Source organism: Pseudomonas sp. FG98 (genome assembly GCF_057808595.1).
The window spans coordinates 1-18,856 of sequence record NZ_JBMDIJ010000030.1 but is presented as its reverse complement, the minus strand read 5'-3'; the positions used below and the strand labels follow the sequence as shown (position 1 = coordinate 18,856).

17 protein-coding genes and 2 pseudogenes are annotated in these 18,856 nt (G+C 61.7%); 7 read left to right on the top strand and 12 right to left on the bottom strand.

Annotated features, from left to right (window positions below):
- Window positions 1–54 precede the first annotated feature (54 nt).
- From ACODSK_RS18035 to ACODSK_RS18005, 7 genes are all read left to right on the top strand, one after another.
- On the top strand, window positions 55–717 hold the full coding sequence (locus ACODSK_RS18035; protein ID WP_489017932.1) for a hypothetical protein: 663 nt from the start codon (window positions 55–57) through the stop codon (window positions 715–717).
- Between the two features lie 81 nt (window positions 718–798).
- Window positions 799–1,356, top strand: coding sequence for a sugar ABC transporter ATPase (locus ACODSK_RS18030; protein ID WP_489017931.1), 558 nt, complete (start codon window positions 799–801; stop codon window positions 1,354–1,356).
- Window positions 1,357–1,441: 85 nt separating this feature from the next.
- Window positions 1,442–2,911, top strand: a complete 1,470-nt coding sequence (gene guaB / locus ACODSK_RS18025) for an IMP dehydrogenase (RefSeq protein ID WP_489017930.1) — start codon at window positions 1,442–1,444, stop codon at window positions 2,909–2,911.
- Between the two features lie 80 nt (window positions 2,912–2,991).
- A complete protein-coding gene (guaA, locus tag ACODSK_RS18020; protein ID WP_489017929.1) occupies window positions 2,992–4,569 on the top strand; it encodes a glutamine-hydrolyzing GMP synthase in 1,578 nt (525 codons plus the stop codon).
- 285 nt (window positions 4,570–4,854) lie between these two features.
- Complete coding sequence (locus tag ACODSK_RS18015; RefSeq protein ID WP_489017928.1) at window positions 4,855–6,705, top strand: amidohydrolase; 1,851 nt, start codon at window positions 4,855–4,857, stop codon at window positions 6,703–6,705.
- Between the two features lie 148 nt (window positions 6,706–6,853).
- Window positions 6,854–7,153 (top strand): type II toxin-antitoxin system RelB/DinJ family antitoxin, encoded by a 300-nt coding sequence (locus tag ACODSK_RS18010; protein ID WP_489017926.1) that lies wholly within the window; start codon window positions 6,854–6,856, stop codon window positions 7,151–7,153.
- Window positions 7,140–7,439: a type II toxin-antitoxin system RelE/ParE family toxin gene (locus tag ACODSK_RS18005; RefSeq protein ID WP_489017925.1), complete on the top strand. Its 300-nt coding sequence runs from the start codon at window positions 7,140–7,142 to the stop codon at window positions 7,437–7,439. Before ACODSK_RS18010 ends, ACODSK_RS18005 begins: the two co-directional genes overlap by 14 nt.
- A gap of 21 nt (window positions 7,440–7,460) precedes the next feature.
- Here ACODSK_RS18005 and ACODSK_RS18000 read toward each other — a convergent pair whose 3' ends face one another.
- From ACODSK_RS18000 to ACODSK_RS17945, 12 genes and pseudogenes are all read right to left on the bottom strand, one after another.
- Window positions 7,461–9,923, bottom strand: coding sequence for a TonB-dependent siderophore receptor (locus tag ACODSK_RS18000; protein WP_489017924.1), 2,463 nt, complete (start codon window positions 9,921–9,923; stop codon window positions 7,461–7,463).
- Between the two features lie 89 nt (window positions 9,924–10,012).
- Complete coding sequence (locus tag ACODSK_RS17995; RefSeq protein ID WP_489017923.1) at window positions 10,013–10,966, bottom strand: FecR domain-containing protein; 954 nt, start codon at window positions 10,964–10,966, stop codon at window positions 10,013–10,015.
- Window positions 10,963–11,493, bottom strand: a complete 531-nt coding sequence (locus tag ACODSK_RS17990; RefSeq protein ID WP_489017922.1) for a sigma-70 family RNA polymerase sigma factor — start codon at window positions 11,491–11,493, stop codon at window positions 10,963–10,965. The genes ACODSK_RS17995 and ACODSK_RS17990 overlap by 4 nt, the downstream gene beginning before the upstream one ends.
- A 106-nt stretch (window positions 11,494–11,599) precedes the next feature.
- Window positions 11,600–12,490 (bottom strand): LysR family transcriptional regulator, encoded by an 891-nt coding sequence (locus tag ACODSK_RS17985; protein ID WP_489017921.1) that lies wholly within the window; start codon window positions 12,488–12,490, stop codon window positions 11,600–11,602.
- Window positions 12,491–12,602: 112 nt separating this feature from the next.
- Window positions 12,603–13,067, bottom strand: a complete 465-nt coding sequence (locus ACODSK_RS17980; RefSeq protein WP_489017919.1) for a nuclear transport factor 2 family protein — start codon at window positions 13,065–13,067, stop codon at window positions 12,603–12,605.
- A gap of 28 nt (window positions 13,068–13,095) precedes the next feature.
- Entirely contained in the window at window positions 13,096–15,129 is a 2,034-nt protein-coding gene (locus ACODSK_RS17975; protein ID WP_489017918.1) for a 2Fe-2S iron-sulfur cluster-binding protein, read from the bottom strand.
- A gap of 34 nt (window positions 15,130–15,163) precedes the next feature.
- Window positions 15,164–15,775 (bottom strand): glutathione S-transferase family protein, encoded by a 612-nt coding sequence (locus ACODSK_RS17970; protein WP_489017917.1) that lies wholly within the window; start codon window positions 15,773–15,775, stop codon window positions 15,164–15,166.
- A 172-nt stretch (window positions 15,776–15,947) separates the two neighbouring features.
- Window positions 15,948–16,148: pseudogene (locus ACODSK_RS17965) on the bottom strand (hypothetical protein); the annotation flags it as partial.
- A 19-nt stretch (window positions 16,149–16,167) separates the two neighbouring features.
- Window positions 16,168–16,632, bottom strand: a complete 465-nt coding sequence (locus tag ACODSK_RS17960) for a hypothetical protein (RefSeq protein WP_489017916.1) — start codon at window positions 16,630–16,632, stop codon at window positions 16,168–16,170.
- A pseudogene (locus ACODSK_RS17955) lies at window positions 16,626–17,634 on the bottom strand (RHS repeat domain-containing protein); the annotation flags it as partial. The gene ACODSK_RS17960 and the pseudogene ACODSK_RS17955, both read right to left, overlap by 7 nt.
- Window positions 17,635–17,693: 59 nt before the next feature.
- A complete protein-coding gene (locus tag ACODSK_RS17950) occupies window positions 17,694–18,029 on the bottom strand; it encodes a DUF7716 domain-containing protein (protein WP_489017914.1) in 336 nt (111 codons plus the stop codon).
- A gap of 12 nt (window positions 18,030–18,041) precedes the next feature.
- Window positions 18,042–18,856: RHS repeat-associated core domain-containing protein (locus tag ACODSK_RS17945; RefSeq protein WP_489017912.1), on the bottom strand; the 815-nt coding region annotated here is incomplete at its 5' end.

The following is an 18,856-nucleotide window of genomic DNA, read 5'->3' as shown; positions in this document are numbered from 1 at the left end:
GATCGGACGCATTCTCGATGCATTCCAAGGGCGTCCTCCCGTGTGGAATTGATGATGTTCGACCCCGGTGCGGCGAGGAACGTCATCATCCATGTCCAGGGAGTCACCATCATGTCTGCTGTTTTCGACTACTTGCGCCGCATTGGTGCACTGAAAAGTTCATTACCTAACGATGAAAGTGCCAGGACCTGGTTGGCCGACCCCGACCGGGTCGTACCGACTAGCGGCACAGGCCGTCAGGACGCTGCTGTTTCGGCGGTCTTCAAGCGAATGGCGGGTGGTGAGCGGAGAGACTACGTTGCCGACATTGTCGAGTTGATTGACGACTCAGCCTTTAACGCCTGGATGGTCATCGGGACCCATCGCACCTGGCCGCCTCATGACGCGTTCTTCGAACAACTGGGGATCGGGCTGCGGAAAAATTTGCCGAGTGGCTCCTACGAAGTCGGAGAAGCGGTTGTCGATCCCGCTGTAACCATCGGTTATTCGCTGTATTTCCGAAATCCGCCCTATTTTCCCGAGGGTGATATCACGGTTTCCTTCGACGTGGTCAGCGGCAAACTCGTGCTGCAGAACAATGGCGAGCAGGGTGTGATCTCCGGCGAGTTCAGGAATGTCCTTGTGCGGATTCACAAAACCGACGACCTGATCGGTACCGGTCCCGATGCACCTTACGAAATGATCATGCTGGACGGGAGTTTCAGGGCCCAGTTGTAGGCCGGTCAGGATATCCGGGCGGCGCATCCGCCACAGCCAGGTGAGGTAGACTGGCGATTTCGAGTTGCGCCGACCACCGTCATGATCACCCAGAGCATCATCGTTCCGAAAATGTCCTCCATCCCGGTGCACGAAGCCCGCGCCCGGGCCATCCTGCGCTGGCTGGTGCGCGAGAAGATCGTCGAGGAGTCCCTCAGCACCTGCGGCGGCACCGGCAATCGCATGGCCCATGCCATCGCCGAGGGGGCGCGCAAGGTGGTCGAACGGCCCGAACTGCTGCCGTTCGGCAAGCGTATCAACGGTCTGGAGATCATCACCAAGCGCTGCATCTATACGCCGTCGGTGGATTTCCTCGAAGAAGCGGGCTGCCCGGAGTGCCGTCAGGAGATCGGCGAGGCGCTGTTCGACAGCCTCGAAGAGTGGATGCCGGCGCAGACCGACAACTTCATCTGCCCGGAATGCGGCCATGAAGACGACATCAACGGCTTCCTTTTCCTGCAGCCATGTGCCTTTTCCAACCTGGGCTTCATCTTCAACGGGTGGGCCCAGGCCGGTTTCCGCCAAGCCTTCCTCGACGAGTTCGCCGACTGGCTCGACCAGCCGGTGGCGGTAGTGCGCGGAACGCTGTCGGGCAACTGACCGAAGGCCCATCTTTACATTGAGCGAACAGGCGCGCATGAGTATAATGGCGCGCTTCCATTTTTCCCGCCCGGGAGCCCCCGCGATGCTGCGTATCAGCCAAGAAGCCCTGACCTTCGACGACATTCTCCTTGTACCTGGCTATTCCGAGGTACTGCCCAACGAAGTCAGTCTCAAGACCCGTTTGACCCGTGGCATCGAGCTGAACATTCCGTTGGTCTCCGCCGCCATGGATACCGTGACCGAAGCCCGCCTGGCCATCGCCATGGCCCAGGAAGGCGGCATCGGCATCATCCACAAGAACATGACCATCGACCAGCAGGCCGGTGAAGTGCGCAAGGTCAAGAAGTTCGAGGCCGGCGTGGTCAAGGACCCGATCACCATCGATGCCGACGCCACCGTGCGCGACCTGTTCGAGCTGACCCGCCTGAACAACATCTCCGGTGTGCCGGTGCTGCACAACGGCGATCTGGTCGGCATCGTCACCTCCCGTGACGTGCGTTTCGAATCCCGCCTGGATGCCACCGTTCGCGAAGTGATGACGCCGAAAGAGCGTCTGGTCACCGTCCGCGAAGGCGCCGACAAGAACGAAGTCCGCGAGCTGCTGCACAAGCATCGCCTGGAGAAGGTCCTGATCGTCGACGCCGACTTCAACCTCAAGGGCATGATGACCGTCAAGGACATCGAGAAGGCCAAGGCCTACCCGCTGGCGAGCAAGGACGACCAGGGTCGCCTGCGCGTCGGCGCCGCGGTCGGCACCGGCAAGGACACCGGCGAGCGCGTAGCCGCCCTGGTTGCCGCCGGCGTTGACGTGGTGGTGGTCGACACCGCCCACGGTCACTCCAAGGGCGTGATCGACCGCGTTCGCTGGGTGAAAGAGAACTTCCCGCAAGTGCAGGTGATCGGCGGCAACATCGCCACCGGCGCTGCCGCCAAGGCCCTGGCCGAAGCCGGCGCCGACGCGGTCAAGGTCGGTATCGGCCCTGGCTCGATCTGCACCACCCGTATCGTCGCCGGTGTTGGCGTGCCGCAGATCAGTGCCATCGCCAACGTCGCTGCCGCCCTCGAAGGCACTGGCGTACCGCTGATCGCCGACGGTGGCATCCGCTTCTCCGGTGACCTGTCCAAGGCCATCGTGGCTGGCGCCTCCTGCGTGATGATGGGTTCGATGTTCGCCGGTACCGAAGAAGCGCCGGGTGAAGTCGAGCTGTTCCAGGGCCGTTCCTACAAGGCGTACCGCGGCATGGGTTCGCTGGGTGCCATGGCCCAGGCGCAAGGCTCCTCGGACCGTTACTTCCAGGACTCCTCGGCCGGCGCCGAGAAACTGGTTCCGGAAGGCATCGAAGGCCGCGTTCCTTACAAGGGCGCACTGTCCGCGATCATCCACCAGCTGATGGGCGGCCTGCGTTCCTCGATGGGCTACACCGGCAGCGCCACCATCGAAGAGATGCGCACCAAGCCTGAATTCGTGCGCATCACCGGTGCCGGCATGGCCGAGTCCCACGTGCATGACGTACAGATCACCAAGGAAGCGCCAAACTACCGCGTAGGTTGATGCTTCCGGCAACACCGTTCAGCGGGGCTGTTATCGAACAGCCCCGCGTCGTTTCCGATTACCACTGACGAGATTGAGTCATGGCCCTCGACATTCACGCTCACCGCATCCTGATTCTCGACTTCGGTTCCCAGTACACCCAGCTGATCGCCCGCCGCGTGCGCGAAATCGGCGTGTACTGCGAACTGCACCCGTTCGACATGGACGATGAAGCGATTCGTGCCTTCAACCCGCGCGGCATCATCCTCGCCGGCGGTCCCGAGTCGGTTCACGAAGCCAACAGCCCGCGTGCGCCGCAGGCGGTGTTCGACCTCAACGTACCGGTGCTGGGCATCTGCTACGGCATGCAGACCATGGCCGAGCAGATGGGCGGCAAGGTCGAAGGTTCGGACCTGCGCGAATTCGGCTACGCCCGTGTCGACGTGGTCGGCAAGAGCCGCCTGCTGGACGGCATCGAAGACCACGTCGATGACGACGGCGTCCTCGGCCTGGACGTGTGGATGAGCCACGGTGACAAGGTCACCCGCATGCCGCAGGACTTCCACGTCCTGGCCAGCACCCCGAGCTGCCCGATCGCCGGCATGTTCGACGACGCCCGCGGCTACTACGGCGTGCAGTTCCACCCGGAAGTGACCCACACCAAGCAGGGCGGTCGCATCCTGTCCCGCTTCATCCTCGACATCTGCGGCTGCGAAGCCCTGTGGACCGCCTCGAACATCGTCGAAGACGCCATCGCCCAGGTTCGCGAGCAGGTCGGTTCGGCCAACGTCCTGCTGGGCCTGTCCGGCGGCGTCGACTCCTCGGTGGTTGCCGCGCTGCTGCATCGCGCCATCGGCGACCAGCTCACCTGCGTGTTCGTCGACAACGGCCTGCTGCGCCTGCACGAAGGTGACCAGGTCATGGCCATGTTCAAGGAGAACATGGGCGTCAAGGTCATCCGCGCCGACGCCGAAGCGCAGTTCCTCGGCAACCTGGAAGGCGAAGCTGACCCGGAGAAGAAGCGCAAGATCATCGGTCGCACCTTCATCGACGTGTTCGATGCCGAAGCCAGCAAGCTGGAAAACATCCAGTTCCTCGCCCAGGGCACCATCTACCCGGACGTCATCGAGTCGGCTGGCGCCAAGAGCGGCAAAGCCCACGTGATCAAGTCGCACCACAACGTCGGTGGCCTGCCGGAGGAAATGAACCTCAAGCTGGTCGAACCGCTGCGCGAGCTGTTCAAGGACGAAGTACGCAAGATCGGCCTGGAGCTGGGCCTGCCGTACGACATGGTCTACCGCCACCCGTTCCCGGGCCCGGGCCTGGGCGTGCGCATCCTCGGTGAAGTGAAGAAGGAATACGCCGACCTGCTGCGTCGTGCCGACCACATCTTTATCGAAGAACTGCGCAAAGCCGACTGGTACCACAAGACCAGCCAGGCCTTCGTGGTGTTCCAGCCGGTCAAATCGGTGGGCGTGGTCGGTGACGGCCGTCGCTACGCCTGGGTCGTCGCCCTGCGCGCCGTCGAGACCGTGGACTTCATGACCGCCCGTTGGGCGCACCTGCCGTACGAGCTGCTGGAAACCGTCAGCGGCCGGATCATCAACGAGATCGAAGGTATCTCGCGAGTGACCTACGACGTGTCGAGCAAGCCGCCGGCGACCATCGAGTGGGAGTGATCCCGCGTTCATAGCCTGTTTCCAGCAGGCATGATCCACAAAGAAACCCGCCTTGCAGCGGGTTTTTTTGTGCCTGGCGTTCAGTGCTGGATTGCTATGTTCACAGACCAAATTGTGACTACCCGCACAATTTGTAGTGTTAAGTTAGGCCCGCGATCGAGCACGGATCAGGACGGCCTCTCGACTTCTTCGCACTGCGGGACGCGGGGGAAACCGAACTGAAATCGTGCCATGCGATGTTCATCGTCATTCCACAGACCACCTCTGAAACTGAAAGGAATCATCATGTCGCAACGTCCTCAATTCGGCTGTGCCTGCTGCACCCCCAACATGCTGCCGCGCTTCGAGCACGCTGCCGAAGCCTGGCAAGCCCTGCTCTCCGAGGCCGAGACCCTGGCCCCCCATGGCGGCCAGCAAGCCGTGATTTTCTTTGGCGGCAATATCTACCCTGATCCCGAGCGGCCGGGGCAGCAGGTCGAGGCCATCGGTATCGCCGAGGGTGAGGTGAAGGCGAGCGGTGCGCTGGACGATGTGCGCAAGGCGATGCAGCAGTACAAGCCGGTCGATCACCCGCTGAAGCCGGAGGAAACCCTGTTGCCCGGCTTGATCGATGCTCATGCGCACCTGATGTCCACTGCTCTGATCACCGGATGGACCGATCTGTCGCCTATCCAGGACCAGAGCCTGAACAGGGAATACAGCATCGACTACGTCAAGGCCAGGATCGTGACGGCCGCCGAGGCGGTGAAAGACAAGCCCGAAGCTGAGCAATGGGTGACCGGATTCGGTGTCGATCCTTCGTTGATGAAGGAATGGCAGGACATCGACGCGCCCACGCTCGATGGCCTCTACCCCGAATTGCCTGAGCTGAAGATCTTCCTGCTCAACGCGTCCGGTCATATCAGCTATGCCAACACCAAGGCCCTGGAGCTGGCCGGTCTCGAAAAGGATTACAAGAATGGCGTCCTCACCGAAACCCAATCGGCCCTGATGATCCCAAAGCTGCCTAAACCGGGAGCGTTCCAGTTTTTCCGCAACCTGCTGCAGGTGTTCAAGGACGCCAACAAGCGCGGCATCACCACGGTGTTCGATGCGAGCGTCGGCCTGGTCGGCAAGCAGTATGAAATCGGCCTGATGCGCCTGCTGGCCAAGACCCATGTGCTGACGCTGCGGGTAGGCGGGGCCCTGTATGGCAGCGATGCCGATGATCTGAAGATGTGGCTGAAGTCCTACCATCCCGAGCTGGATAGCAAGGGCAACGAACTGTTCACCCTGCGCGCGATGAAGCTGATCGCCGACGGCTCGAACCAGGGGCTTACCGGGCTGCAAAGCGCGCCCTACCAATGCTGCCATGAACACCAGGTACCGGGCGTCGGCGCCTACGGCCTGTTCAACTACAACCCGGTGCGCGAACTGGCCAATGTCATGGCCGATGTCACCGCCAAGGGCTGGCCGATCCTCACCCATGCCAACGGCGACGAAGCCATCGACAACGTGCTGTCCGCCTACCAACTGGCCCTGTGCAATCCGCCGACCGACAAGGCCCCGCTGCCCGAGCCGCCATTCACCAGCGAACCGGCCTGGGCCAACCAGCGTCATCGCATCGAGCACTGCTCGCTGCTGCACGACGATGCCATCGCCCTCATGAAGCGCATGGCGATTTCCCCAAGCTTCCTGATCGGTCACGTCGGCTATTGGGGCCGGGCGTTCCAGCAGACCATCCTCGGCGAGGAGCGGGCAAACATGCTCGACCGCTGTGCTTCGGCCCTGAAAGGTGGCCTGCGCATCAGCCTGCACAGCGACCGTTTCGTCACCCCGTTCGGCCCGTTGCGCTACATGGAGCAGGCCGTCGGCCGGGTGATGGAAGCCGTGGTGGACGAGCCGGACGAGAACAAGCGGATTCTCAACAAGGACGAACGTCTCGACGTACACCAGGCCCTGCGCGCGGTGACCATCGATGCCGCCTGGCAATGCCACCTCGACCATCAGGTGGGTTCGCTGTTACCGGGCAAGCAGGCCGACCTGGTGATCCTGGCCCAGGACCCGCTGCAATGGACGGCCACCGATGCTGCGGGCATGCGTGGTATCCAGGTGGAGGAAACCTGGGTGAGTGGGCGCAAGGTGTATTCGGCGTAAGGGCGTACCGCTAGCGAAGCAGGCATCCAGAGGCCCGGATGAATCGGGCTTCTGGTGCTTTTAGCGCTGAGGGTGGTCTGACAGAAGGTCCTTGAGTGTGTATCGATTGAGATACACACTGGCGACATTCAAATTCGGAGTCACCGCAATGGCTGCCCAAACTTCCATGCTCCACATTCGTATCGACGACAAGTTGAAAGCCGATGCGACCGAGACATTGGCCAACGTTGGTTTGTCCGTTTCGGACGCGGTGCGGATTTTTCTGACCCGGGTTACCAAGGAGGGCGGGTTGCCGGCGGGGCTGGCCAGCGATCCCCAGATTCATGACGAATGGTTCCGGGCCAAGGTTCTGGAGGCGCTGGAGGATACTCGTGCAGCGCTACCGCATGAGCAGGTCATGGATGAGGCACAAGCATTGATCGACAGGAAGCGCCGTGCTCGGGCTTGAATGGACCCAAGCTGCGCGAGCCGATTTACTGGCGATCATCGACTACATTTCGGATGACGATCCTGATGCTGCGCAACGTCTGTATGACGAGATCGAACGCAAAGCCTTGAAGCTGCGAGAACACCCGAGGCTCTATAAGCCTGGCAGGGTTCAGGGCACCCGGGAAATGGTAGTCAGGCCCAACTACATCGTCGTTTACATGGAAGGTGCATCCACCCTGTTGATCCTGCGAGTGTTGCATGCTGCGCAGTGCTGGCCGCTACCGCAGGATCACCGAGTTCCTTGATGCACCATTGATCCTTCTGGCTTAGAAACGCCCACTCAACGTCAACGTATAACGTCGCGGCTCACCGTAGAAGTTGGCGTAGTCCGAATACCCCACGGTCGAGTAGTAACGCTTGTCGAACAGGTTCTCGGCGTTCAGGGCCAGGCTCCAGTGTTCGTCCACGTCGTAATGGGCAAAGGCGTTCCACAGGCTGTAGCCGGCCTGGCCGAAGCTGTAGGTCTGGCTCTGCCCGGTCAGGTTGCCGTTGCCGTCGCGGACCAGGGCACTGCCGCTGACGAAGCTGGCGCTTTGCGCGGTGACTCCACCGCCGACCTTGAACGCCGACCAGGCACCCGGCAGTTGGTAGGTGGCAAACAGCTTGGCCAGATGCTTGGGCGTGAGCGAGGTGTAGTCGAGCGAGCTGGCGTTCTTTTCGATGTGGTTGTAGGTGTAGCCGAACGTGGCTTGCAGGCGCTCCAGCACTTCTCCGCTGATTTCCAGGTCGATGCCCTTGCTGGTGACTTCGCCTTCGCGCAGGAAGCAGCAACTGGCGCCGGTCTGCGGGTTGCTCGATGAGCCGCTGTTCGGGTCGCGCACCGCCTCGCCCTCGCGCTTGACGTAGTACAGCGCCACGTAGGTGTTGACCCTGCCGTCCCACAACGAGCCCTTCATCCCCAGTTCATAGCTGCGCCCCTCGATCGGATCCAGCGAGCTGCCACCCGGCAGCGGGCCGGCAAGGCGATCGGCCTGGGACTTGTAGATTTCGCTGATACTGCCGTAGGCAGTCCATTGCGGCGTCAGGGCGTAGGTCAGGCCGGTGTAGGGCACCAGCACATTGCTGTCCTCGTAGCGGGACGGGGAAACCACGCCCGTTGTGGTATCGGTGTAGTCGTAGGCGTAACGGTAGTTGGTCAGGCTGCCACCGATGAACCAGTGCAGCGGCTCGGCCAGTTGCAGGCGCAGGTTGGTGTAGAGGCCGTCGGTACGTCTTTTCGTCTGGTTGCTGCCGTTCTGCACGGCTTGTGCCTTGCGGCTCGGGTAGTCCTTGGGATCGAAGGTGAAGATGTTCGGCACGCTGACGAATCCGCCGGTGTACAAGGGCGTGCGGGTGTCGAAGTCGTGCCACATCCAGCCGGCCACCAGGCTGTGTTCCAGGCCGAAGCTGGTGAAGTTGCCGCGCAGCGACAGGTCGACCGAGCGTTCGTGGGCCCTGGCGTCCTGGTAGCCCCATTCCGCGTTGCTGCCGCTGCCGGTGGCGGGATCGATGGCGCCGTTGAAGTTGTAGTAGTCCCGTTGCGTGAGCAGGCGGGTATAGAGGGTGTCGAGGTTCAGGCTCCAGTCTTCGCCCAGTTGTTGCTTGAGGGTGGCGAAGTAGCTGTTCTCGCGCTGTGTGAAGTAGTCGTCGGCACCCGCCAGGAACAGGCTGCGCGACAGTTTCAGGTCTTCGCCGGTGCTGTAGCGGGGCAGTCCGTAGGTCTGGTCGCTGTCGCGGTAACGGCCGCGGCTCAGGCCCACGAACAGGTTGGTGCTGTCGGTCAGGTCGGCTTCCAGCACGCCGTAGAACAGGTCGTGGTTGGCACTGGCGTCATCCATGAAGGACTGCTTGTTCTGGCTGACCATTACTGCCCGGCCGCGCAGTTTGCCGTCGGCTGCCAGCGGGCCGCTGACGTCCAGTTCGCTGCGGTAGTCGTCCCAGCTGCCAGCCGAAGTGGTGATGCTGGCCTGGGGCTCGAAGGTCGGGCGCTTGCGCACGAAATTGACCGTTCCCCCGGGCTCGCCAGCGCCAGCGAACAGGCCGTCGGCGCCGCGCAGCACTTCGATGTGATCGAAGATCGCCGTGTCGGAATTCTTCCACACGCCATCGGCCATGGACGCCCCGCCGTCCACGCGGAAGTTGGTGATTTCAAAGCCACGGGACAGGTAGCGGGTGGAGGTCAGGCTGCCCTCGAACAGACTGATGCCGGTGGTTTGCGTCATCGCCTGGGCCACGGTGGTGAGCTTCTGGTCTTCCAGGCGCTGGCGGCTGATGACGCTCACGGTCTGCGGCGTGTCCTTGATCGCCTGCGGAGTCTTGCCGACGGACACCGAGCCGGTGGTATAGGACCCGGTCGCTTCGGTGACCTCGCCCAGGCCCTGGGCGCTGATGGTGCTGGGGGCCAGCACCATGGCGCTGTCTTGCGGCAGTTTCACCAGGCTGTAGCGGCCATCCGCTTCGCGCACGGCCTGCAGGCCGGTGCCGCGCAGCAGCAATGCCAACGCCTCTTCCACCGAGTACTGCCCGTGCAGGCCCGGGGTGCGCATGCCTGCGGTCAGGCGAGTGTCGAACGACAGCACCACGCCGGCCTGTGCGGCAAAGCCGGTCAAGGCCTCGCCCAGGTCGCCTTGTCTCAGCTCGTAGTCATGGGCTGGCGCTGCCAGTGCGGCGGCAGGTCCTGCAAGCAGCAGGGACAGCGCAACGCTGGTGCGCAGAGTGGGCGAGCGGCGGGGTGAGCAGGTCGATGTCATGGGGCTCTCTCAAGGAAATTCAGCCAGCAAGTGCCGGGATCACCTATGAGTCGGACAAGCCCGCGGAAAGTGTTCAGGCGTGGTGATTTTTATGCGCTGACCACGGTCACCCAGTAGCGCGTACGCCGTTCGAGGCGCACGGGCAGGGCGCTGGCAATCGCACGCAGGACCTGTTCGGTATCGTCGAGCTTGAAGGTGCCGCTCAGGCTCAGGTCCGCCACTTCGGGGGCGCAGCGCAGCCAGCCCGGCCGATAGCGGGACAGCTCGGCAATGAAGTGGCCCAGGTGTTGGCCGTTGGCGATGATCAGGCCTTTGTCCCAGGCGTCGGAGCCACTGGCAAGCGCCTCGATAGGGCCGAAGCGCTGGTCGTCGAACTGGCAGCGCTGCGCTTGGCCGAGCATCAATGACTGGCCGGAAGGCAGGCTGACGCGGGCTTGCCGGGCATGCACATCAAGACGGCTGCCGGTATCCAGCAGGCGTACCGAGAAACGACAGTGTTGCGCGTCGATAAGCCCATGCCGGGTCTGGACCTGGCACTGCTGCTGCGCGGGGACCTCGACCATGATCTCGCCCTGGCGCAGGAACAACCTGGGGTGCCCGGCCGTTTCATCGACATCCAGCGCAGTGTCGGTGTTGAGGTGGACGGTGGTGCCGTTTTGCAGGCGCAGCCGGCGCTGCTCGCCGACACCGCTGCGGTAATCTGCCAGCCAGCTCAGACGCGAGGTTTGCGGGTAGCTGCCGGCGCCCAGCGCGGTGACGCCCAGCAGGATCACGCCCGCCTTGATCACCCGCCGCCGGCTGCTGCGGCGGTTCTCGGCGGTCAGGTGCAACACCCGGGCGGTGGAGGGATGAGCGGTGCTGGCCACCCGATTTTGCAGGCGCTCGGCTTGCTGCCAGGCCCAGGCATTGTCCGGCGCTGCATCGTGCCAGCGTTGCCAGGCGGCATGGTCGCTCGGCTGTGCCTCGCCGCTGTTCAGCTGGCACAGCCATTCGGCGGCCTGGCGCAGGGCGGCGAGCTGCCCGGGGTTCAAGGTGCTGCTCAAAGGCCGTGGCACAGGCTGTAGATCATGCAGTGTTCGGCGGCTTTGGTGATGTAGCGGCGCACGCTCATCTCGGAGATGCCCAGCTCTGCGGCGATCGATTTGTAGGGCATGCCGTCGACCTGCGACAACAGGAACGCCTTGCGCACCGTGTCGCCCAATGCGGCGAGCATGGCGTCGAGTTCGTAGAGGGTTTCCAGCAGCGCCAGTTGATGTTCGGGAGAGGGGTGAAAGGCCTCCGGATGCTCGGCCAGTGCCTGCAGCCAGGCCTTTTCCAGGTTGGTGCGACGCATGCGATCGATCATCAGGCGCCGCGCAATGGTTGCCAGATAGCCCTTGGGCTCGCGCACCGCGCTCAGCCTGGTAGCCCCGTCCACGGCGGTCAGGACCCGGATGAACACGTCCTGCACCAGGTCGGCGGCCATGTGCTGGCAGTTGACGCGCGACCTTAGCCAGCCATGCAGCCAGCGACTTTGCGACTGGTAAAGATGGGTGACCTGGGTGTTCAGGGAGGCATCCGGCGTGGTCATGGCGGTGGGGCTACTAACGTAAGTTGTAAATGGGAATTGTTCGTATATTAGGCGCGACGTTTCCGCATTTGCAACACAAGTGCCAGTGCTTTGATGGCCATTGCCCTCAGGTGAACAACGGATTCCCCCGCAACCGCTCCACCGCCATATCCACGAACGCCCGCACTTTCGCCGGCGCCTGCCGCCCCTCGGGATACACCAGATGGATGGGCAAGGGCGGCTCTTCGAATGCCTCTAGCACCACCTCCAGCTCACCCGCGAGCAAGGCCGTACCGACCTGGTATTGCAGCACCCGGGTCACGCCCCAGCCCGAGCGCGCGGCGTCGATCACTGCCTGGTTGGTATTGCACAGCAGCGTCGGGTCGATGCTGATCCGCTGCCCGCCGGTGAAGCGCCATTCCGGCGAGGCCCATGAACTGTTGGAGGCGACGATACGGTGTTCCTTGAGGTCCGCCGGGGTGCGCGGGATGCCGCGTTTTTCCAGGTAATCCGGTGCTGCGCAGATCACATGCCGCACCGAGCCGACGCGTACGGCGGTCAGCCCGGAATCCGCCAGATGGCCGATGCGCAAGGCGATATCCAGGCCTTCCTCGACGATATTGACCTGGCGATCGATAAACAGGGTGCGGGCATGCATGCCGGGGTAGGCATCGAGGTAGTCGGTGACGATCGGCAGGATGTGCAACTGGCCGAACAGGATCGGCGCGGTGATCGCCAGGGTGCCCGAGGGTTCGCTGTAGTGCCCGGCCGCCGCCGCCTCGGCTTCGGCGATATCGCCGAGGATGCGCCGGCAGTCGGCGAGGTAGCGCGCGCCGGCCTCGGTGGTCTTGACCGAGCGGGTGGTGCGCACCAGCAGGCGCGCACCGACCAGGTCCTCCAGCGCGGCGATGATCCGCGTCACCGCCGGCGCGCTCATGTGCACCGCGCGGGCGGTCTTGGCGAAGCTCTCGGTTTCCGCGACCTTGACGAAAACCCGCATTGCCAGCCAACGGTCCATTGCGCTGTGTTTCCTTCGTTTCAGGGTGTCTTGGGTGTCTCCGGTGGGGCCCGGGACACGGTCAGGGTGCCCGGGATTATGTGCCATTTTCACGTTCCTTCCAGTGCCGGCTTCAGAAACCGAAGTGACTCAGGCCCGGGTGATCGTCCGGACGCCGGCCCAGCGGCCAATGGAACTGGCGCTGATCCTCGCGGATCGGCTGTTCGTTGATGCTGGCATGCCGCGCGCGCATCAGGCCGTCTTCGGCGAATTCCCAGTTTTCATTGCCGTAGGCGCGGTACCACTGGCCGCTGTCGTCGCGGTATTCGTAGGCGTAGCGCACGGCGATACGGTTGCCGGTGAAGGCCCAGAGCTCCTTGATCAGGCGGTACTCCAGCTCGCGGTTCCACTTGCGGGTGAGGAAGGCCTGGGCTTCGTCGCGGTTGCGGACGAACTCGGCGCGGTTTCTCCAGCGGGTATCCAGGGTGTAGGCGAGGGCGACCTTGGCCGGGTCGCGGCTGTTCCAGCCATCTTCGGCCAGGCGGACCTTTTCGATGGCGCTTGCTTCGGTGAATGGGGGCAGCGGTGGGCGGGACATGGCAAATCTCCTGGGTGAGGTGAATCAATCAAAGGGCAAGCTGGATCGGGTCTTCGCCGGCGGGCACCGCGCAGCAGACCAGGACTTCGTCCTCGCCGACCTTGGCGGCGGGTTCCTTGATGTAGCTGACCGCGCCCTTGAGCAGGCGGGTCTTGCAACTGCCGCAATGGCCTTCGCGGCAACTGAAGGCGGGTTCCAGGCCGCGGGCTTCGGCCAGTTCCAGCAGGGTGCCGGAGCCGGGTTCCCAGCGCGCTTCCTTCAGCGAGTCGATGAAGGTCACCGGGATCGAGGTAGTCGCGGGTGGCAGGGCAGCGGGGCTGCTTTGCACGTGATCGGTGGAGCGCTTCAGCGATGCGGGCCCAAACGCCTCGGCGTGGATCCGCCCGTCGCTGACGCCGTAGCCGCGCAGTCCGTCATAGAGCGACTGGCTGAACGACGGCGAGCCGCACAGGTAGAACTCGTAGTCGCCGAAGGGCAGGTAGCGGCTTAGCAGCGGCATGTCGATCCGGCCTGCGGCGTCGTAGTCGCGGCCTTCCTGGGCATCGCGGGTATCGCTGAGCACCCGCACCACACCGATATCCAGCTCGCGCAGTTCGCGGAGGAAGGCTTGCTCCTGTTTCGTGCGGGCGGCATGGAACAGCACGACCGGACGCATGCGCTGGGTCCGCCGGCCTTCGAAGGCCAGGTGGCGTGCCATCGCCAGCATCGGCGTGATGCCGACGCCACCGGCCAGCAGCACCAGCGGGCGGGAACTGCTGTCATCGAGGGTGAAGTCGCCGGCAGGTGCGCGGGCTTCCAGGGTGTCGCCTTCGTGCAGGTGTTCGTGCAGCCAGGTCGAGACCAGGCCGTCGCGCTTGACGCTGATGCGGTAGTAGCCATCGGACGGCGCGGTCGACAGGGTGTAGGTGCGGATCAACGGCTTTTCCGTGCCTGGGATCTGCACGCGAATCGGCAGGTACTGCCCGGCAAGATGGGGCAGCACGCCCGCGCCATCTTCCGGTTCCAGGTAAAAGGACTGGATCGAGGCACTTTCCCGCACGGTCTCCGCCACCTTGAAGCGGCGCCAGCTGCTGGCCAGTTGGCTGGCGCGCAGGCGTTCTGCGGTTGCTTGCCAGTCACCGGTCATCAGCGAGCTTTCCGCTTCGCCGTCCTGCTGGAAGGCCCAGCGCAGGGCGAGCCCGCCGGGACGCCGGACGATGCGCCGGGCACGGAAGGTCCACAGCCGCTCAGCGCCCTGGAACGCGGCGATTTCCGGCGACTCGAAAATCACCTCGGCATCGCCACTCAGTTGCAGCACGTCGCCACTTTCGAAATCGACGAACAGCAACCCGGCCTTGCCGTTGAGATGGATATTGCCCAGGGTGGAAAAGAACAGGTTGCCGTTGAAATCCGGGATGGTCAGGGTGCCGTCGTCGCCGACGCGGACGAACCCCGGCTTGCCGCCACGGTGGGACACGTCGACCTGGCGACGCTCATCGCGGTCGGCGTAGGTGGCGACGAAAAAGGCATCGGCGTTTTCGATCAGCGTGCGGGCGGCCGGATCGAGCGCCGCCAGGGTTTCGATCTGCCCGGAGAAGGCGACCTGTGGATCACGGGCAAAGCTGAAGTCGCGCAACTGGATGTAACGCGGGCAGTTGCCGAAGCTCTGGTCCACCTCGACCCGAAAGCCCTGGTCGAGGCTCGACACCACGCCGTTCATGCGATTGCGCCGCCGGGTGTGCATCTCGATGCCGAGCAGCCCTACCGGGGCACCGTCGAACATGCCGCGCCCTGCCGGATCCAGTGGGTCCGGGCGGGCGGCGATATCCAGGCGGGTCGGGGAGGGCGAACTCATGAAGCCGGGCTGGCCTTCAATAAAGGTCGCCCAGGCATCACCCTCGGGATCCACGCTGCCCAGCACCATGAAGGGCAACTGCGCGTAGAACTCGCGGTGCTGGTCGGGCATGAAATCGCGGATCACCCGCTGGCCGACACCCTCCATACGCTCGGCGACGCCCAGTTTTTCCTGGATGAATTTCTCGCCTTCATGCCAGATGGACTGCGGTTTCAGGTGCTCGGCCATGGTCATCGCTCCCGTGGGGTGGGACAGGTTTGGCTCAGGCGTTCAGCCCGGCGCGGCTCTGGGTGAAAGGCACGAAGCCCGGCAGTGCCTCGACGCGGCGCAGGAAGGCGTTGACTGCGGGGTAGTCCGACAGGTCGACATTGCCCTCCGGGGCACGGGCCACGTAGCTGTAGATCGCCACGTCGGCGATGGTCGGGTGCGCGGCGGCGAGCCATTCGCGGTCGGCCAGGTGCTGCTCCAGCCGGCCCAGCATGACGTGGGCGCGGGCAATTACTTCATCGGGGTTGAAGCTGGCGTTGAACACCGTGACCAGCCGTGCAGCCGCCGCACCGTAGGCCAGTTCGCCGGCGGCCACCGACAGCCAGCGCTGCACCCGCGCCGCACTCAGGGCATCTTCCGGCAACCAGTCAGTGCGACCGGCTTTCTTCGCCAGGTACACCAGGATCGCGTTGGAGTCGGCGATCACGATTTCGCCGTCTTCCAGCACCGGGATCTGGCCGAACGGGTTGAGGGCGAGGAAGGCCGGCGACTTGTGCGCTGCGGCAGCCAGATCGACCTTGACCAGCTCATGGGGAACGCCCAGCAGCGAGGCGAACAGAACGGCGCGGTGGGCATGGCCCGAGAGAGGGTGGTAATGGATTTTCATGGTCCGGCTCCTTGACTGTGTTGAGCGGGGCGGGGTGATTCCCGATCCGTGTGAACAGTGTGTAACCGGACGCTTTTCGGCGGAATACGCTTTCTTGGCAGTTCTTTATTGCGTCAGATGGAATAGTGTTGTGGGCATTGCCTGTATGGTCGCTCAGGTCCGGGCGATTGGCTGCCGGGTCGTACTGGTAGCGCCGGTGAATCGGGTTGCAGTCCTTGTCCAGGTAGACCTCGAACCTGAACCCCGGGTACCTGACCGTGGACAGCATCTCCGCCGGCAGGGTCGAGGCGTACTGCCAGGCCTTGCGGCCCATGGCGTCGTAGCCGTAGCAACTGGTGAGCTTGCCCTGGGTGCGGTAGATCCCATTGTGGAGCAATCAAACTCTTTGCCTACTATTTGTTGAGCTCCTCATACATTTTAATTATCTGTGCAGAGTATTTTTTTGCCTTGGGGATTCGTATAGACTTCAAATATGCATCAAGACCCAGGCGATCAAACATCAAAAAGTGCAATTCAATCAAGTACAGATTGAGAAAGTTCAGGTAAAAGGCATGAGTCTGCAGAACTACATCAGCCTCATCACCCTCACTTTTACCCTCTTGATCTTCCGCCTCGCCACTTAGTTTCTCAAGCTTTTCAGAGACAAATTTGCAAACCAAGTCTTGGTTTTTCGCAATCACCTCCAAGGCATCCAATGGTAATCCCGCTAGGTTTAACTTATTAGCATCAAACTGAAAGGCAACGCCCGGTGGTTCTTCAGCACTCACCGACAGCCCTAATTTCTTTACAACATATCCAAGCAATTCAGTATACAGCTCACCACTGACCCAAACACGTACATCATCTGCGACTACCATACATCTACCCCTTTGATAATCCTGACCAGGTCACTACCAGCATGTCTGAATGGGTCCACTGCTTCGTGTTCCCAAGGTGTAAGCGCATCTAGATTCCGAGTTTTGTGTACGTCGTCACCACCTAGTCGCTGTGGAATATCTCTATGATGCAATTCCATTGAAACATCTTTTGTTTGTGGGATGCCAGTCCTCCTATTAATAACTTCGACCGTGATCTTGGGCGCTTTTCCTGCTGCCATGCGAGTCATATTGGACGATGAGTATGCTCTGGTAGGTGTTTTAGCTTCTGCTTTCCAATAGTTCTTTCTCGCACTATTCCAGCACTCCCATCCCCACGGATCAACCCACCCCGTAGGATTAGGCACATACTGATAAAGATTCAGCCCCCCCATCCAACCCAATCGGATCCTGCGTTATAAACCGCCCAATCTCTGGCTCATAATACCGAAACGTATTGTAGTGCAGCCCCGTCTCCTCATCGAAGTACTGGCCCTGGAAGCGCAGGTTCTGTTCGGTCTTGTCCACGTGCTGCCGGTGTAGCTGCCCCCAGCTCCAGTAGCTTGCCTGCCAGACGATCTGTCCTTCGCTGTCGGTCAGTTCCAGCGGTGTGCCGATCTGGTCGGTGTGGAAGTAATGGAGCTTCTGCGCTTCGCCTTCGCGCTGATCGACCCGAGCCAGCGGTGCGTAGCTGCCCGGTTCGTACAGGTACAGCTGGCTCTGCTCCGGCGTTTTCTCCTGCAGCATCCGCAGTCCCTGCCAGAGGAAGCGCTTCTCTCGTTTGGCGCCGCCTCGGTATTCAACGGTTTTCGGCACCCGCCGGCCCAGGCTGTCGTAACGGTACTCGCCCTCGGCTTCCATCCGGCCTTCCTGCCAGCGCTGGCTGCCGATCAGCCGGTTTTCACAGTCGTAGCGCAGCTTCAGTGCCTGGTTGATGGAGCGTCGTTCGATCAGGTTGCCCCAGGCGTCATAGCGATGCTGGTAATGGCGCCATTCGCCAAATCTTCCGGATTAGCCGACCGAGCAATAGTTACTGGCTGTGCCTGGCACCATATTTCATACAGTCAAATGTCAAGGAAGTCGTCATTTTCCTGATAGTAATTTAGCGCACTAATCAGAAGACTATCGCTCGCATCTGGGTTTTGATCAATAGCCAATGTCACTACATCAACGAACTGTTCTCCTGAGTACAGATAGCTGAGTCCAAGATTCGTTACCTCCTCAGGATAGATTTCTTTATCACTACAAACGTCAGGGTAGTCAGATATGAAATACTCCCCGTCGATCTCAAGCGTATTTTTATCCGCGCCATACAGGCAGAAATCGTCATCTTTTCCGTCGCTTTCTTTAACATAAGCGATCACGTCAATGATTTTGTGGAACTTGTTTTTTGACAACATAAAAACCTCTTTTTAGCCGACACATGACTTCCCAGAAGCACCATGAAGCTTCCCTTTTCTTCCTTCTGCACCACCGCCCCAGATATCTCGCCCCCCTTTCCCTGTCGGATGATATAAAGCATGGTTGAGTTTATGGTCTATTCGATCAACCAGTGACAACCTATTCAGATCTTCGTGATGGTGCCATGTAAGTCCTGGTGGGCTTTTACTTCTGTTTCTCGAGCTCATCCATACCTCTAAAGCTGGATATCGACCTAACATGTCGCGCCTGAATTCCGGACTATTGTTCATGTGATTTAAAAAGTCAATGTTGGCCCGAGAAAACTGGACAGCATCACTAGAATACCTATTGTTGGGCTGCAATATATAGTCATGGAAAATTTTATATTCTCCATTGTTCGGCCTGCTCGCCCATCCGAGTGGATCAACCCAGCCAGTCGGACTAGGCGCATAACCATAGAGGTTAATATCCCCCGCCAACCCAATTGGATCCTGCGTTATAAACCGCCCAATCTCCGGCTCATAATACCGAAACGTATTGTAGTGCAGCCCCGTCTCTTCATCGAAGTACTGCCCCTGGAAGCGCAGGTTCTGTTCGGTCTTGTCCACGTGCTGCCGGTGTAGCTGCCCCCAGCTCCAGTAACTTGCCTGCCAGACGATCTGTCCTTCGCTGTCGGTCAGTTCCAGCGGTGTGCCGATCTGGTCGGTGTGGAAGTAATGGAGCTTCTGCGCTTCGCCTTCGCGCTGATCGACTCGGGCCAGCGGTGCGTAGCTGCCCGGTTCGTACAGGTACAGCTGGCTCTGCTCCGGCGTTTTCTCCTGCAGCA

Bases quoted from the DNA above. Each gene is read 5' to 3' on its own strand.
- ACODSK_RS17980 (WP_489017919.1), bottom strand. From the start codon at position 13,067: ATGTCCCGCCCACCGCTGCCCCCATTCACCGAAGCAAGCGCCATCGAA.
- ACODSK_RS18010 (WP_489017926.1), top strand. From the start codon at position 6,854: ATGGCTGCCCAAACTTCCATGCTCCACATTCGTATCGACGACAAGTTG.
- ACODSK_RS17975 (WP_489017918.1), bottom strand. From the start codon at position 15,129: ATGGCCGAGCACCTGAAACCGCAGTCCATCTGGCATGAAGGCGAGAAA.
- ACODSK_RS17985 (WP_489017921.1), bottom strand. From the start codon at position 12,490: ATGGACCGTTGGCTGGCAATGCGGGTTTTCGTCAAGGTCGCGGAAACC.
- ACODSK_RS17960 (WP_489017916.1), bottom strand. From the start codon at position 16,632: ATGGTAGTCGCAGATGATGTACGTGTTTGGGTCAGTGGTGAGCTGTAT.
- ACODSK_RS17970 (WP_489017917.1), bottom strand. From the start codon at position 15,775: ATGAAAATCCATTACCACCCTCTCTCGGGCCATGCCCACCGCGCCGTT.
- ACODSK_RS18035 (WP_489017932.1), top strand. From the start codon at position 55: ATGTTCGACCCCGGTGCGGCGAGGAACGTCATCATCCATGTCCAGGGA.
- guaA (WP_489017929.1), top strand. From the start codon at position 2,992: ATGGCCCTCGACATTCACGCTCACCGCATCCTGATTCTCGACTTCGGT.
- ACODSK_RS17990 (WP_489017922.1), bottom strand. From the start codon at position 11,493: ATGACCACGCCGGATGCCTCCCTGAACACCCAGGTCACCCATCTTTAC.
- ACODSK_RS18000 (WP_489017924.1), bottom strand. From the start codon at position 9,923: ATGACATCGACCTGCTCACCCCGCCGCTCGCCCACTCTGCGCACCAGC.
- guaB (WP_489017930.1), top strand. From the start codon at position 1,442: ATGCTGCGTATCAGCCAAGAAGCCCTGACCTTCGACGACATTCTCCTT.
- ACODSK_RS17950 (WP_489017914.1), bottom strand. From the start codon at position 18,029: ATGTTGTCAAAAAACAAGTTCCACAAAATCATTGACGTGATCGCTTAT.
- ACODSK_RS18015 (WP_489017928.1), top strand. From the start codon at position 4,855: ATGTCGCAACGTCCTCAATTCGGCTGTGCCTGCTGCACCCCCAACATG.
- ACODSK_RS18030 (WP_489017931.1), top strand. From the start codon at position 799: ATGATCACCCAGAGCATCATCGTTCCGAAAATGTCCTCCATCCCGGTG.